15 protein-coding genes are annotated in these 14,110 nt (G+C 71.1%); 4 read left to right on the top strand and 11 right to left on the bottom strand.

Translation table 11 applies throughout. From position 1 onward, the window contains the following. Positions 1-15 precede the first annotated feature (15 nt). The 4 genes from TU30_RS22445 to TU30_RS22430 form a co-directional block, all read right to left on the bottom strand. Positions 16-1,110 (bottom strand): PDZ domain-containing protein, encoded by a 1,095-nt coding sequence (locus TU30_RS22445; protein ID WP_042172814.1) that lies wholly within the window; start codon positions 1,108-1,110, stop codon positions 16-18. 98 nt (positions 1,111-1,208) lie between these two features. Next, entirely contained in the window at positions 1,209-1,388 is a 180-nt protein-coding gene (locus tag TU30_RS22440; RefSeq protein WP_042172810.1) for a hypothetical protein, read from the bottom strand. Between the two features lie 191 nt (positions 1,389-1,579). Further along, positions 1,580-2,038 carry a molybdenum cofactor biosynthesis protein MoaE gene (locus TU30_RS22435; protein WP_042172808.1) on the bottom strand — a complete coding sequence of 153 codons (459 nt, stop codon included), beginning with the start codon at positions 2,036-2,038 and terminating at the stop codon, positions 1,580-1,582. An 88-nt stretch (positions 2,039-2,126) separates the two neighbouring features. Beyond that, positions 2,127-3,242, bottom strand: a complete 1,116-nt coding sequence (locus TU30_RS22430; RefSeq protein ID WP_042172805.1) for an SDR family oxidoreductase — start codon at positions 3,240-3,242, stop codon at positions 2,127-2,129. A 192-nt stretch (positions 3,243-3,434) separates the two neighbouring features. Here TU30_RS22430 and TU30_RS22425 point away from each other — a divergent pair, with 192 nt between their 5' ends. Both TU30_RS22425 and TU30_RS22420 read left to right on the top strand, forming a co-directional pair. Then, a complete protein-coding gene (locus TU30_RS22425) occupies positions 3,435-4,943 on the top strand; it encodes a zinc-dependent metalloprotease (RefSeq protein ID WP_042172803.1) in 1,509 nt (502 codons plus the stop codon). Next, a complete protein-coding gene (locus TU30_RS22420; RefSeq protein ID WP_042172802.1) occupies positions 4,940-5,467 on the top strand; it encodes an NUDIX hydrolase in 528 nt (175 codons plus the stop codon). The genes TU30_RS22425 and TU30_RS22420 overlap by 4 nt, the downstream gene beginning before the upstream one ends. A gap of 104 nt (positions 5,468-5,571) precedes the next feature. Here TU30_RS22420 and TU30_RS22415 read toward each other — a convergent pair whose 3' ends face one another. From TU30_RS22415 to TU30_RS22400, 4 genes are all read right to left on the bottom strand, one after another. Further along, complete coding sequence (locus TU30_RS22415; protein WP_042172800.1) at positions 5,572-6,327, bottom strand: AIM24 family protein; 756 nt, start codon at positions 6,325-6,327, stop codon at positions 5,572-5,574. Positions 6,328-6,344: 17 nt separating this feature from the next. Continuing rightward, positions 6,345-7,025 (bottom strand): AIM24 family protein, encoded by a 681-nt coding sequence (locus TU30_RS22410; protein WP_042172797.1) that lies wholly within the window; start codon positions 7,023-7,025, stop codon positions 6,345-6,347. Between the two features lie 11 nt (positions 7,026-7,036). Then, a complete protein-coding gene (locus TU30_RS22405) occupies positions 7,037-8,776 on the bottom strand; it encodes a TerD family protein (RefSeq protein WP_042172795.1) in 1,740 nt (579 codons plus the stop codon). A gap of 137 nt (positions 8,777-8,913) precedes the next feature. Beyond that, positions 8,914-9,510, bottom strand: a complete 597-nt coding sequence (locus TU30_RS22400) for a M48 family metallopeptidase (RefSeq protein WP_078878437.1) — start codon at positions 9,508-9,510, stop codon at positions 8,914-8,916. A gap of 247 nt (positions 9,511-9,757) precedes the next feature. Here TU30_RS22400 and TU30_RS22395 point away from each other — a divergent pair, with 247 nt between their 5' ends. Both TU30_RS22395 and TU30_RS22390 read left to right on the top strand, forming a co-directional pair. Then, complete coding sequence (locus tag TU30_RS22395) at positions 9,758-10,987, top strand: ThiF family adenylyltransferase (RefSeq protein WP_042172793.1); 1,230 nt, start codon at positions 9,758-9,760, stop codon at positions 10,985-10,987. After that, positions 10,980-12,635, top strand: a complete 1,656-nt coding sequence (locus TU30_RS22390; protein WP_234307950.1) for an AarF/UbiB family protein — start codon at positions 10,980-10,982, stop codon at positions 12,633-12,635. Before TU30_RS22395 ends, TU30_RS22390 begins: the two co-directional genes overlap by 8 nt. 216 nt (positions 12,636-12,851) lie before the next feature. Here TU30_RS22390 and TU30_RS22385 read toward each other — a convergent pair whose 3' ends face one another. From TU30_RS22385 to TU30_RS22375, 3 genes are all read right to left on the bottom strand, one after another. Continuing rightward, on the bottom strand, positions 12,852-13,175 hold the full coding sequence (locus TU30_RS22385; protein ID WP_042172791.1) for a hypothetical protein: 324 nt from the start codon (positions 13,173-13,175) through the stop codon (positions 12,852-12,854). Then, positions 13,172-13,540, bottom strand: coding sequence for a WhiB family transcriptional regulator (locus TU30_RS22380; RefSeq protein WP_042172790.1), 369 nt, complete (start codon positions 13,538-13,540; stop codon positions 13,172-13,174). Before TU30_RS22380 ends, TU30_RS22385 begins: the two co-directional genes overlap by 4 nt. Positions 13,541-13,712: 172 nt before the next feature. Further along, complete coding sequence (locus TU30_RS22375; RefSeq protein ID WP_042172787.1) at positions 13,713-14,027, bottom strand: hypothetical protein; 315 nt, start codon at positions 14,025-14,027, stop codon at positions 13,713-13,715. Between the last annotated feature and the right edge of the window lie 83 nt (positions 14,028-14,110).

Here is a 14,110-nt window from a genome sequence, read left to right as displayed (position 1 = left end):
GGGCAGTCCGCACGGTCAGGAGGCGGTGCACGTCGGCAGGTCGGCGGTGTCGCCGGAGTCGAGGTCCTTCAGGGCGCCGAGGGCGTCGTCGATGGTGTCCACCTTGATGAGCGTCAGCCCTTCGGGGGTGTCCACGGCGGCGGCCGCGCAGTTGTCGGCGGGCGTGAGGAAGTACTCGGCGCCCTTGGCGCGCGCGCCGACCGTCTTCATCTCGATCCCGCCGATCGGCCCGACCTTGCCGGTGTCGTCGATGGTGCCGGTGCCGGCGACGAACCTGCCGCCGGTCAGGCTGCCCGGGGTGAGCTTGTCGTAGATGCCGAGTGCGAACATCAGACCGGCGCTCGGCCCGCCGACGTCGGCGAGCTTGATGTCGATGGTGAACGGGAAGGTGTGGTCGGTTCCTGCGGCGATCCCGACGACGGCGCGGTCGTCCCCGGCGTCGTCGGAGGCCGCGGTGGTGACCGTGATCTCCTCGGTCTCGGTCGGCGTCCGGTTCTCCTTCTCGGCGGCGGCCTGCTCCTTGGCGGGCACGATCGTGAAGCCGACGTCCTCGCCGGGCTCGTGCTTGGTCACCAGCTCGGCGACGTCGGCCGGCTCGCGCACCGTGCTGCCGTCGACGCTCTTGATCACGTCACCCGCGTGCAGCTTGCCCTCGGCGGGCGATCCCTTGACGACCGTGGAGACGATCACCCAGGACTTCACCGGGACGTCGAGTTCCTTCAGGGCGGCGACCTTGGCGCTCTCCTGGGACTGGCTGAACTCCTCGGCGTTCTCCTGGGTGGACTGCTCCTCCGTCTTGCCGTCGGGGTAGAGCGTGTCGTGCGGCACGACCTTGTTGTCGTGCGCGAGCCATCCGTAGACGGCCTCGACCAGGTTCATCCGGTAGTCGGCGCTCGTGACCCGCACCGTGGTCATGTTGAGGTGGCCGTCGGTCGGATACGTCTTGCGCCCGTCGATCCGCAGCACCGGGTCGCCGTCGTGATCGCCCAGAGTGTTCACCGTCGGCCCGGGGGACATCTCCGAGTACGGCACAGGGATGAACACACCCGCGCACAGAAGCACGATCAGCATGAGGGTGGAGGCGAGCATCGTCGCGGTGCGGCGTGGCATGCACCGACAGTACGGGACGGGTCTGTCAGCGCACTGTCAGGGCAGCCCGTCCGGGCAGCCCTGACCTTGTCCTACGCCTGTGACCTGCCGTTCCGGCCCTAGGGCCGGGCCTCTTCCGCTGTCGGCCGAGGCCTCTCCATGGCCTCGCGGAACCGGGCGTAACCGATGAGCTCGGGGCCGTCGCTGCGCACCCGCCGGGTGCGATTGGCCCAACTGCCCCACAGTCCCGCGCCGACCGCGGCCATCAACGGAATCAGCAACCAGGCAAGCGCCGCCATGCCGACCTCCCATCCCCATGAGCGTCCGCGACTGGCTGATCAGCAGATCAACCATCCGCACTGACCACGCTCATACCCGGGGGGAGGTTGTGCAAGCGGAGTGGAACCGGGAGCAGACGTACGGGAACGGAGGTGGTGCAACGGTTCTCAGGGGGGGTCCTCCCAGCAGGTCCCGCCCGCCCACGACGACGCTACGCGCCGACCCACTCCTCGGTCCCGTCCGAGAACGTCTGGTGCTTCCAGATGGGCACCTCGTGCTTGAGGTCGTCGATCAGTTTCCGGCAGGCCTCGAAGGCCTCGCCCCGGTGCGCGCACGACACGCCGACGACGACGGCGAGATCCCCGACCCCGAGGTCCCCCACCCGGTGCACGGCCGCCAGCGCCCGCACGGGGTACTCGGCGACGACCTTCTCGGCGATCCGCCGCATCTCGTCCTCGGCGCTCGGGTGGCACGAGTACCCCAGCTCGTCGACGTCGGTCCCGCCGTCGTGGTTGCGCACGGTCCCCACGAACAGTGCCGTCCCTCCGGCCGCCTCGTCGCCGACGGCCCGGAAGACCTCGTCGACGGAGAGCGGCGCCTCCCGGATCGCGATCAGCTTGATCGGGTCCTGCGCGGGCTGCTCACCGGGGTGACCGTTCGTGGATGCCATGCCCTCCATCGTGCCCCACGCCCACGACGGCGCAAAAGCGCCCCGGTGCCCCGTCGGCGTCCTGTCGCCGACGGGTGCCGCGTGGTGCTCAGATCCGCCGCCGGGCCTTCCGCGCCCGCCGCACCACCGCCGCCGCGCCCAGCAGGGCCACCGTCGCTCCCGCCGCGCCGGCCGCCGTCGCATCCTTGCGCCCGAGCCGGCGCCCGGCGACCGTGTGCCGGCCGGAGACTTCCTCCAGGAGCTCGGCCAGCACCTGCTCGTTGGTGTGGGCGGGCCGCCACCCGGCGTCGTGCAGTCGGCTCCCGCTGACCACCCAGGGGTGCATCGTGTACGCCAGGTCCCCGGCCGGGGACGGGGTGAGCCCGATCCGGTGCAGCCGGGCCGCCGCGCCCAGCGCGACCGCCGACGGCAGCTCCATCCGCCGGATCCCGCTGAGCTCCTCGACCTCCTCCTGCTCCAGCCATCCGTCGCACCCGACGGCCAGCTCTCCGTCGGCCTTCTCCAGGACGGCGTACTCCAGGGCGCTGCACAGGTCGTCGACGTGGCAGAACTGCCACGCGGGCCGCGAGCCGGCCACCACAAGCAACCGGGGCGACTCGAAGTACCTGGTCAGTGCGGTGTCGGTGCCGCCCACGAGCACAGCGGGCCGTACCACCGTGACATGGAGACCGGGGTGCGCGCGGGGTGCCCTGCGCGCGAGCCGCTCGATCTCCAGGAGGTCGCCCACGCCCGTCGCCTCGGCGGTGGCCCGCAGTTCCGCGTCCTCGGACAGCGGCAGCTCGTTGTCCGGGAGCGCTCCGTAGACCATCGTCGAGGTGCACAGCACCACTCGGTGCACTCCGGCGGCCGCCGCGGCGGTCAGCACGGTCTGCGTCCCGCGGACGTTGTAGGCCGTCCGGGCGGCGGCGTCGGTCTCCAGGTCGAGGTCGAGTGCCAGATGGACGACGACGTCGGCCCCCCGCAGCCGGTCCGCGATGGCGGGATCCCGTACGTCCAGGATGTGCCACTGTGCCTCGGCGCACTCACCGCGGCGTTCGTCGATGGCGATGACCTGCTTGATCTCCTCCGAGGCGGCGAGCCGCCCGGTGAGCAGCGCGCCGACACCGGAGGCGGCGCCGGTGACCGCGACGACGGGCCCTCGCGCGGGCGACGAGCGGGTTGACCGGTTTCGCGCTGCGCGAACCTGTGGATCTGGGGAACTCACCGGGCGTCTCCAGCGGTTGTCTTCAGTACGAGCGCATGCGAGGCATGCGTACCAGGTGGCATCCATCCTGCCGCAGGCCTTCTGTCGGCGAAGCATCGAGGCTCGAACCGCCTCAGGTGTCTACGCTGGGTGGTGTTGTCGGGCAATCGCGCCGCCGGAAGGAACCGGTGGCCCTATCAGCCGAGGAATCCCGTGAGTGACACCCCATTCGGATTCGGCCTTCCGCCGGAGGAGCCGGACGACGGCGACGAGGGCAAGAAGAAGGACCAGCAGAGCGGTGGTGGTCAGGACCCGGCCAACCCGTTCGGTTTCGGCATGTCCGGAGCCGGTGGCTTCGGCGCGCCCGGCGCGGACAATCCGTTCGCCGCGATGTTCGGTTCCCTGAACCCCAACGACCTGGGCGCCGCGTTCCAGCAGCTCGGCCAGATGCTCTCCTACGAGGGCGGACCGGTGAACTGGGACATGGCCAAGCAGATCGCCCGCCAGACGGTGTCCCAGGGCACCGCCGACGGCACGAAGGACGCGAGCGTCGGTCCCGCCGAGCGCAGGGCCGTCGACGAGGCCGTCCGGCTGGCCGACCTGTGGCTGGACGACGCCACCTCGCTGCCGTCCGGTGCGGCCTCCTCGGTGGCCTGGAGCCGCGCGGAGTGGGTCGAGGCGACGCTTCCGGCGTGGCGGGAGCTCGTGGACCCGGTCGCCGAGCGTGTCGGCACCGCCATGGGCGACGTACTGCCGGAGGAGATGCAGGCCATGGCGGGCCCGCTGATCGGCATGATGCGCTCGATGGGCGGGGCCATGTTCGGTACGCAGATCGGTCAGGCGGTCGGCGTGCTGGCCGGTGAGGTCGTCGGCTCCACCGACATCGGTCTGCCGCTCGGCCCGGCCGGCAAGGCCGCGCTGCTGCCGGTGAACATTGCGGCCTTCGGCAAGGACCTGGGCGTCCCGCAGGAGGAGGTACGGCTGTATCTCGCCCTGCGCGAGGCCGCCCACCAGCGCCTGTTCGCGCATGTGCCGTGGCTGCGCTCGCATCTGTACGGCGCGGTCGACGGCTATGCGCGCGGGATCAAGGTCGACACCGCCAAGCTGGAGGACGTGGTCGGCCAGTTCGACCCGCAGAACCCGGAGCAGCTCCAGGAGGCTCTTCAGCAGGGCATGTTCCAGCCGGAGGACACCCCGCAGCAGAAGACGGCGCTGGCCCGACTCGAGACGGCGCTGGCTCTCGTCGAGGGCTGGGTGGACGCCGTGGTGCACGCGGCGGCGAAGCCCCGCCTGTCGTCGGCGGACGCGCTGCGCGAGACGCTGCGCCGCCGCCGCGCCTCGGGCGGCCCCGCGGAGCAGACGTTCGCCACGCTGATCGGCCTGGAGCTGCGCCCGCGCCGGCTGCGGGACGCCTCACGCCTGTGGGCCTCGCTCACGGACGCGCGCGGTGTCGACGGGCGGGACGCCCTGTGGGCCCACCCGGACATGCTGCCGACGGCCACCGATCTGGACGACCCGGACGGCTTCGTGCACCGCGAGCAGGTCGACTTCTCCGAGCTGGACAAGATGCTCGGCGAGGCGGCGGGCAAGCACGACCTCGGCAAGCGGAGCAAGGCCGACGACACCGAAGACACCACCGGGGACGCCGGCGGGGGCGAGAACGACGGCGGCGGGGACGACGGTGGCCGGGGCGGCGACCGCAGGGGTGACGGCGCCGAGTGAGTCTGTACGACGACGCGGTGCTCGCACTCAAGGGGTACGAGGACCAGCCGGAGCTGCGCCAGAGCTATCTGGACCACCTCGCCGCGCACCCGGACGGCATGTGGAAGTCCTGCCGCGTGGGCCATCTCACCGCCAGCGCCCTGGTGGTCGACCCCGAGCGCGGCCGGGTGCTGCTGACCCTGCACCGGAAACTGCGGATGTGGCTGCAGATGGGCGGTCACTGCGAGCCCGGCGACCCGTCGCTGACCGCGGCGGCTCTGCGGGAGGCCACCGAGGAGTCGGGGATCGCGGGGCTGGCCCTCCTGGCGGGCGGGCCGGTGCGCCTGGACCGGCATGCGATCCCGTCTCCCTGCCACTGGCACTTCGACGTCCAGTATGCGGCCGTGGCCGCTCCCGGTGCCGCGCACACCATCAGTGACGAGTCACTCGACCTGCGCTGGTTCCCCTACGACGAGGTGGCGGAGGTGGCGGATGCCTCGGTCGTCCGTCTGCTGGAAGCGACCCGGACGCGGCTGGGCGTCTGACCTGCGGATGGCCGCCGGCAGACCGGCACCCGATTGTTCTACGCATACGGGTGCGGGGCGACCGCCTGGCGGTCGCCCCGCACCCGTATGCCTCCGGAAGCCGGTCAGCTCCAGACATTGCCCTGGTTCTGCCCGCGGGCACCCTGCTGTCCCATGCCGTACTGCGCGGCGATGCCGGAGCCGATCCGGGCGTTCTGCGGCGGCAGCAGCTCACTGGGCTGGACGAGCACGAAGCCGCTGCCCATGAAGCTGAGCTCCCAGCCCTCTCCGGTGCTGCCACGGCGCCGCCACACCCCGGAGGAGTGCGTCTGGGCCTGCAGCTGTACGCGCAGCCCCGTGGACCAGGCGACGATCGCGTCGGCGTCGCAGTTGACGTACGTGTCCGGCGTCACCCGCATCAGCAGCGGCATGCCGGAGGTCATCAGGGCGACCTTGCCCTGACCGGTGATGTTGAGCTGGTACTTCCCGGAGCCGGAGATGCCGTACAGGCTGTCGACGGCGATGACCTCCTGATGCAGCGAGGAGTCCATCGCGAGCACATAGCTGCCGTCGACGGTCAGCCCTTCATGGTCCACGTCCATGACATGGATGTGCTGGGCGAGGTTGGCGAGGTAGACCGTGCCCTGCCCGTGGCAGCGCATCAGGTCCAGCCCCTCGCCCGTGCGTGAACGGCTGTGCGCCTGGCCACGGCTCTGGTACTCGGCGTCGAACTCGACGAGTCCCTGGTAGGCGATCATGCTGCCCCTGCGGGCGAGGATGTCGTCGTGGCCGCCCAGGGCGACCCGGAGCATCTGCTTGTTCTGCAGGCTCCAGCGTTCCTGGGTCTGCTGGTCGTTGAAGGCGAAAAGCGGGCTCTGCATGGTGTGGTTGCTCCCCCTCAGCCCCGGACCCGGAGACGGTCGGTGCTGTCCTCACTGGGCTGGACGACGACGATGCCCTGACCGGAGAACGCCATCTGGTAGGCCTCGCCGCTTCCGCGGCCGATCAGCGACTGTGCCCGGAAGCTGCGCTTGCCCTTCACCTTGAGGTTCGGGGACCAGGCGACCAGGGCGTCCGGGTCGACGTACGTCTCGTCGTCACCGCCGCCGCAGTCGACGACGATCGGCTTGCCCCGGGAGGTCAGCGCGACCCAGCCCTGCCCGGAGATCTTGGTGTTCCACAGGCCCTGTCCGGCGAACTTCGCCAGGCCCTTCACCCGCTCCACGCCCCACGTCAGGCCGGCGTCGAAGGCGAGCAGGTTGGTGGCGTTGACGGAGATGCCTTCGCCGTTGAGATTGATCACGACGACGTCCGCGCCGTAGTCGGCGAGGTAGAGCAGGCCGTCGCCGGAGCACTTCATCAGCGGGGCGCCCTCCCCGGTGGCCCAGTCCCGGGCGATCTGACGCACGGCCGGCGGGTTGGGCTCGTACTGGATGAACCCTTCGTAGCCGATCATCGACCCGACGCGCGCGAGGAGGTCGTTCCCGGTCTGCATGGCGACCTTGAGCATGTGGTCGCCGTGGTTCTCCATGCGCGCGGTGACCGGTGCGGGGGCGAAGCCCGCGAGTGGCTGGTTCATGACGGGCTCCCTCAGATCTCGTACGGCTGGACGACGATGAAGTTGCCGGGCGCGCCACGGAACTGGAGGTTGACGCTCTCCCCGGTGTCGCCGGGGTAGGAGTTGCGGCGCATCCGCACCTGGCTGGAGACGATCACCTGGGAGGCGGCCGACCAGGCGACCACGGCGTTGGCGTCGGCGAAGGTGGTGGGCGTGACCGGCAGGACCACGGGCACACCGTGCGTCTTGACCACAAGGGTGCCGGTCCCCTGGAACTGCATCGTGAACAGTGCGCCGCCGGGGATGCCGTGTCCCTCGATGCGGCGGACCTCGTACTGGAGGCTCTCGTCGAAGGCGAGGACGTTCTCGGCGGAGACGCACACGGCGTCGCCCTGGAGCTCGATCGGGTGCAGCATCGTGGCGTCCTCGGCGAAGAACACCTGGCCCTGGCCCGTGCAGCGCATCAGCTGCATCTCCTGGCCGGTCGCGTTGCCGACGACACGGCCACTGAACCCGGCGCCCTTGTAACTGAAGTCGACCTTGCCCTGGTAGAGCACCATGCTGCCCTGGCGGGCCAGCACCGGCTGTCCGTCCGTGCCGAGGTCGGCACGGACCAGTTTCGGGTTCTGAGCGGTCCAGCGCTGTCCGGTGGGCGTCTCCTTGAACATCTGGAGCGCGCCGAGCACACCCGGGCTCTGCGGCACTCCCTGGGGCGCGCCCTGCGGTGCCCCGTAGGGGGCCTGCTGACCCGGTACCTGCCCCGGCGGCATCTGTCCGGGCGGCTGCTGGCCGTAGCCCGGCGGGGGTGTCGGCCGACCGTGGCCCGGCGGCGGAGCGGGGGCCTGCGGTGCGTGCGGTGCGTGCGGTGCGTGCGGTGCGTGCGGTGCGTGCGGTGCGTGCGGTGCGTGCGGCTGCACACCGTAGCCCGGGGGCGGCGGGGCGCTCGGTGCGGGCTGGCCGAAGGCGGGCGCCGGAGCCGGTGGCGGCACGGGGGAACCGCCGGGCGGAGTGTGCAAGGGCGCGACGATCGTCTGCGCGGCGTGCACCGACGGCGCGGGGGGCGGCGGGGTGGCGCCGGGGGGAGGGGCGAACCCCTGCGCGGCAGGCTGAGGCGCGGGAGCCGGTGCGGGTGCGGGAGGCGGCGCGGGTGCGGGTGCGGGGTTGCCGGGAACCCCGAACGCGGGCGGGGCGAAGCCGGGGACGGCACCACCGGCCTGCGGCTGCTGCGGAGCGGCGGGCTCCTCCTCGGCCACCTCGCCGCCGAAGTTCTTCAGCAGCGCGTCGAGCCCGCCGTCGAATCCCTGGCCGACGGCGGCGAACCGCCACACGTCCTTGAAGTAGAAGTCACCCAGCATCACCGCGCGCTCGGTGGAGAACTCCGAGCCGTTGAAGGGATAGCGGGCCACTTCCCCGCCGCCCGCGACGATGCGGATGTATCCGGGACCGATCTGGGACATCTGTCCGGCGCCGTCGAGCGTCGCCGTGAAGGACAGCTTCTTGATCTGCTGCGGGATCGCGTCCAGCGTCACTCGGAAGGACTCCGTGTCACCCGCCTGGGGGCCCAGCAGCTGAAGGGACTCCTCGGGGGACTTCGGCTGGTTGAAGAAAATGAAGTACCGGTCGTCCGAAAGCCGTTCGTCGCCGTCGAGACCGAAGCAGCTGATGTCGAAGGTGAGCCCGGGGCCGGAGATCTGCACGCCTACGTACAGATCCGTGCCCGCGGTGAGGTCACTGATCCTGGCCTTGTGGCCGCGTTGGAATTCCCTGGCCATGCGTACGACCGTCCCCCATCCCGAATGTGAGTGCGTCGCGCCAGGCTAACCGCAAACCCGGACATCCGATGAAGTCGGTACAGACCCGGTACACAACGCGCGGCTGCCCCCTGCGGGGCGCTCACCTCGGGCGACGCTCACTCGTCGCGGACCTCCGGCGGGTGGGGCGACCGCGCGGCGGCGACCACTCCTTCAAGGTAGCCCCGGGCCCGCTCCGTCTTCGGATACGCCTCCAGCAGGCGCCAGAAGCCGGGCCCGTGCCCGGGCACGAGCAGGTGAGCCAGTTCGTGGCAGAGGACGTAGTCGACGACGTACTCGGGCATGCCCTGCAGCCGGTGCGACAGGCGGATGCTGCCCTCGGAGGGCGTACACGAACCCCAGCGCGTGTTCTGGTTGGTCACCCAGCGTACGGAGCGGGGCCGGGCCCGCCCGTCGAAGTACTGGGCCGACAGCCGCTCTGCGCGCTCGGCCAGTTCGGTGTCGCCGAACGCCCTCCTGCTCTCCTGGGCCGCCAGCTTGTCGAGCATGACGTTCACCCAGCGCTGCTCCTCCGCCTCGGACATCCGGGCGGGGATGAGCACCACGGTGCGATCGCCCTCGCGGTACGCGGAAACCGTTCTGCGCCGGCGGGCGCTCCTGCGGACCTCGATCGCGTTCGCCCGTGAGCCGCTCGCCGGCTGGCTCGTCGTGCTGCGCTGTGGATCTGCGGCGCTGTGCGGTGGGTCGGCGGGCACGCCCCGACGTTACCCGCTGCACACGGGGAAGTCCCGGCTCCGGGACGCTTCGGTACCCGATCCCCCCACCATGCGACGGATTTATACGATCAATCACCTTTCCTGTGGAAAACTTTCCGCAAGGCGCTTCACATCCGGGCATGCTGGCAGTCGTCGACCGGCCCGCGAGCAGCCGTCGGTACGACGGCTGCCGTTCAGGACACACGAAGACACACAGGGACACACGGGGACACACGGGGGACCTGACATGCATCCGATGGTGAAGCCGGCGCTCCGGCGCGGCTGGCGCGACCTCAACACCGTGCAGTTCGGGATGACACCCGCGCACGCGTTGACCCTGGGGCCGATGGACACGGCCACGGGCAGCTTCCTCGACCTGCTCAACGGCACCCGCGGGCTCGATCGTCTGCGCGAGGAGGGCCGGCGGATGGATCTGCCCGACGGCCATGTCGACCGGCTCGTGGTCCGGCTGTCCCGGGCCGGGCTCCTCGACGACTCCCGGGGCGGCGGCCCGGCCGCCGACGCACTGCGCGAGAAGCGGGAGGTCCTCGACCGGCTGCGCCCCGACCTGGCCTCGCTGACCCTGACCACCTCCGCGCCCGGCGACGCGCTCGGACGGCTCGCGGCGCGGAGCGGAGCGCGGGTGCAGGTGAGGGGCGCGGGCCGGGTGGGCTCGATGCTGGCGGCGCTGCTGTCCGGAGCCGGCGTGGGTGAGGTCGACGTGCGCGACATCGGCCGGGTCGAGACCTGGGACGTCGCGCCGGGCGGACTGCCCCCGGAAGCCGTCGGCGACCGCAGGGACGAGGCGGCCCGCCGTGCCGTGCGCCGGGCCGCGCCGGACCGGCCGCCGCGCCGGACCGCTCAGTCCCCGCCCGAGGAAGGCACCCCCGGGTTCTCCCTGGTGATCTTCGCCCCGCGGGACGACGTCGCCGTGCACACTCCGGACCCGGCGGGGGCCGAGGCCCTGACGGCCTCGGGAACACCCCATCTCTACGCCGGCGTGGTGGAGGCGACCGGTGTCGTCGGTCCGTTCGTCCTGCCTGGTGAGACAGGGTGCGCGGGCTGTCTCCAGCAGGACAGGACCGACCGGGATCCGACGTGGCCGCGTATGGTCGCCCAATGGCGTTCCGGGCAGCAGCGCCGGGTGGGAGCCTGTGATCTGCTCCTGGCCGCGACCGTGGCCGGACTCGCCGGCGCCCATGCGCTCGCCTTCCTGGACGGCCATGTTCCGTCCAGCGCCGGTGCCCGCTGGGAGGCTTCCCTCCCGGGTCTGCACTGGCATGCGCGGCCGGTCGGGAGCCATCCCGGCTGTCCGTGCGGAGCGGCGGACCAGGAGACGGCGAGAACGGAGTCGGAGCACCACACCTCCGAGCACGGCCGGAGGCACGGGACAATGGCCATGCACGGGCCGTCGAAGAAGGTGTGCCGTCAGGCGGACGCGGAGCGGCCGGCAATGACTTGGAGGGCTCATGTCTGATCTTCCCCGGAAGGCGGTCACCCGGACTGCCAAGCTGGCCGCGCTCCCGCTCGGCTTCGCCGGGCGGGCGACCTGGGGGCTCGGCAAGCGGATCGTGGGCGAGTCCGCGGAGCTCGTCGGCCGCGAGGTGCAGCAGCGCACCGCGGAGCAGCTGTTCAAGGTGCTCGGCGAGCTCAAGGGCGGTGCGATGAAGTTCGGCCAGGCCCTGTCGGTCTTCGAGTCCGCCCTGCCCGAGGAGGTCGCCGGGCCCTACCGCGCGGCGCTGACGAAACTCCAGGAGGCCGCCCCACCGATGCCGACCCGGACCGTGCACGCGGTGCTGGAGGAGCGGCTCGGCGAGGACTGGCCCGACCTGTTCCTGGAGTTCGAGGACAAGCCGTCCGCCGCGGCCTCGATCGGTCAGGTGCACCGTGGGGTGTGGCACGACGGCCGTGAGGTGGCGGTCAAGGTGCAGTACCCGGGCGCCGGGGAGGCCTTGCTGTCCGACCTGAACCAGTTGAGCCGGTTCGCCCGGCTGCTGGGGCCTCTGGTCCCCGGTATGGATGTCAAGCCACTGATCACGGAGCTGAAGAACCGGGTCGCGGAGGAGCTGGACTACGGGCTGGAGGCCCAGGCCCAGCGGGCCCACGCCGAGGAGTTCGCGGACGACCCCGATGTCTTCGTACCGGCGGTGGTCCACCAGTGCGAGCAGGTGCTGGTCACCGAGTGGATGGACGGCGTCCCGCTCTCGGAGATCATCTCGGACGGCACGGAGGAACAGCGCGACCGGGCCGGCCAGCTCCTCGCCCGTTTCCTGTTCTCCGGGCCGGCCCGCACCGGACTGCTGCACGCCGACCCGCATCCGGGCAACTTCCGTCTGCTGCCCGGCGGCCCGGACGGCGAGGACGACTGGCGTCTGGGTGTACTGGACTTCGGCACGGTCGACCGGCTGCCGGGCGGGCTGCCGGCCCCCATCGGCGCGGCTCTGCGGATGACGCTGGACGGCGAGGCGGAGGCCGTCCACGAGATGCTGTGCGCGGAGGGATTCATCAGGGAGACCGTCGAACTGGATCCCGACGCGGTCCTCGAGTACCTCCTGCCGATCATCGAACCGGCGCAGGTCGAGGAGTTCACGTTCACCCGGGGCTGGATGCGCGGTCAGGCAGCCCGCGTCGGCGACCCCCGTTCCCCCGCATACCAGCTGGCCAAGCAGCTCAACCTTCCCCCGGCGTATCTGCTGATCCACCGGGTGACCCTGAGCACGATCGGCGTGCTGTGCCAGCTGGGCGGGACGGTACGGCTGCGCGACGAACTGCGGGAGTGGCTGCCGGGGTTCGCCCCGGAGGAGAGGGACGAAGCGCAAGCAGCGGATGCGGAAGAAACGGATCCGGAGGCAGCGGGACCGAAGGAAGCAGGGGAAGCGGAGGAAGCAGGGGAACTGCTGCCGAGGCAAGCGGTGGACGAGGCCCTGCCGAAGGAGCCCCCGGAGGAGAAGCCTGCCGGCCGGAGGACCGCGAAGCAGAAGCCGGCGAAGCAGAAGCTCGCGCAACGGAAGCCCGCGGCGAGGAAGGACAAGAAGGGGAAGACCACGAAGGCCAAGCCTTCGGACGCGGCCGCCGAGGACGAGGTGGGCGAGCCGGTGGAGGAGGCGTCGGCGACGCAGGGGTGAGAAACGCGGACCGCGCCTGCCGCCACCGACACCGGAGTGGCGCGTCACCCGGCCGACGGCCACGCCGCACCGGACAGCCCGCACCCGCACCATGTGCTCGGCGCAACGTGCCTCGGGGGCCGGTCCGTTCGGCACGGACCGGCCCCCGAGGGAAGGGCCACGACGGGCTGGATCACCTTGATCCGTTGGATCGGATCGTCGGATCGGTCGGATCGGCTACTGCATGACGGCCATGGCGAGCGCGCGGCGGGCGCGCCGGGAGGCACGCTCGGCGCGGCGCTGCATCCGGCGAGCGGTCACCAGGTGCGCGACCCGGCGTTCCCGCTCGGCCTCTCGCAGGCGCTCGTGCATATGTGCACGGGCCAGGGCTTCTGGAATGAGTTGCATCTCTCGGGTCCTGTTCTGACGCGAGTCGTTCGCGCCACGGGTGGTGAAGTCTTCGGTCGCGGAGCCTGCGGGCTCGTCTGCGGTCGGCATCATCGGGGCCTGCTTCTGGGGGTCGTGCGTGAGGGGGCGGTCGATCGTTCCTGGGGTGTTCATGCTGTGACCGGGTTCTTCCGCGGACGGCCACGCGGCCGCTTCCGGGCGACCACGACGCCCTGGACGAACAGCTCACCGCCCCAGACACCCCACGGCTCACGCCGCTCCTTGGCGCCGGCGAGGCAGGCCTCCATCAGCGGGCAGGTGCGGCAGAGGGACTTGGCGTACTCGACGTCCGCCGGCGACTCGGCGAAGAAGACCTCCGGGTCGTAGGAGCGGCAGGGGACGGGCACGCCGAGGTTCTCGATGGCGTCGTCGAGCGCGGTGAGCGCGGTGAGCGGAGTCAAGGTCGGGTCCTCCGTGGAGCCGGGCTTGGGGATCGTGTCGGAAGGCGGTACGGACGTGGCGTGCGCTTCGAGTTGCACGGTTCGTCTTCCTCGTCTGGTCGTTTCCGGCCGGTGGGCCGGGTGGCGGCTGGTACCGGGTCCTGCTCTTGTCCCGAGGCGCTTCGGTCCGTCGTCCCCGTTCGGGGACAAACAGAAGGGCCGCGGATCCCGGATGGGGTTCCGCGGCCCTGAAGGCGCCGGCCTGAGCGAATCAGGCTGGATCACTCCAGGGTTCTGGCCCACGGAAGGCCCACATCAGGTGGTGCTGCGTCGTCTGCTTCCGGAATCCGGCACCGGCCGCCGCAAAGGCATAGGCCTTCGCCTGTGCCTCTACCGCTTCCAGTGCCTTGATCGGTCGCTCATCGCGCTCACAGAGGGCAAGGCCCGCGGGAGCGACGGAGGACGCCGGACGTGCGGCAGGGATGCCGGACAGACCGGTGCCCTGATTCGAGGCGCCGAGAATGCACAGGGAGACGGCCGAGCGATCGGTCATTTTGACGATGGAGCTGGTGTTGATGCTGATCACAGGACTCGCCTCCTCTCGGCGCATCGGGGGACCGGGGTCAGCCGGTCCAACGGATATGCAAGTACAACACGGAATCAGGGCCT

The sequence above is a fragment of the Streptomyces sp. NBRC 110035 genome (genome assembly GCF_000829695.1).
GTDB lineage: Bacteria > Actinomycetota > Actinomycetes > Streptomycetales > Streptomycetaceae > Streptomyces.
The sequence above is the reverse complement of the archived record's forward strand: the minus strand, read 5'-3'. Positions and strand labels throughout refer to the sequence as shown.

Coding starts and splice junctions, on each gene's coding strand:
- TU30_RS22410 (WP_042172797.1), bottom strand. CDS start 7,025: ATGAACCAGCCACTCGCGGGCTTCGCCCCCGCACCGGTCACCGCGCGC.
- TU30_RS22395 (WP_042172793.1), top strand. CDS start 9,758: ATGCATCCGATGGTGAAGCCGGCGCTCCGGCGCGGCTGGCGCGACCTC.
- TU30_RS22440 (WP_042172810.1), bottom strand. CDS start 1,388: ATGGCGGCGCTTGCCTGGTTGCTGATTCCGTTGATGGCCGCGGTCGGC.
- TU30_RS22390 (WP_234307950.1), top strand. CDS start 10,980: ATGTCTGATCTTCCCCGGAAGGCGGTCACCCGGACTGCCAAGCTGGCC.
- TU30_RS22415 (WP_042172800.1), bottom strand. CDS start 6,327: ATGCAGAGCCCGCTTTTCGCCTTCAACGACCAGCAGACCCAGGAACGC.
- TU30_RS22405 (WP_042172795.1), bottom strand. CDS start 8,776: ATGGCCAGGGAATTCCAACGCGGCCACAAGGCCAGGATCAGTGACCTC.
- TU30_RS22445 (WP_042172814.1), bottom strand. CDS start 1,110: ATGCCACGCCGCACCGCGACGATGCTCGCCTCCACCCTCATGCTGATC.
- TU30_RS22385 (WP_042172791.1), bottom strand. CDS start 13,175: ATGAACACCCCAGGAACGATCGACCGCCCCCTCACGCACGACCCCCAG.
- TU30_RS22435 (WP_042172808.1), bottom strand. CDS start 2,038: ATGGCATCCACGAACGGTCACCCCGGTGAGCAGCCCGCGCAGGACCCG.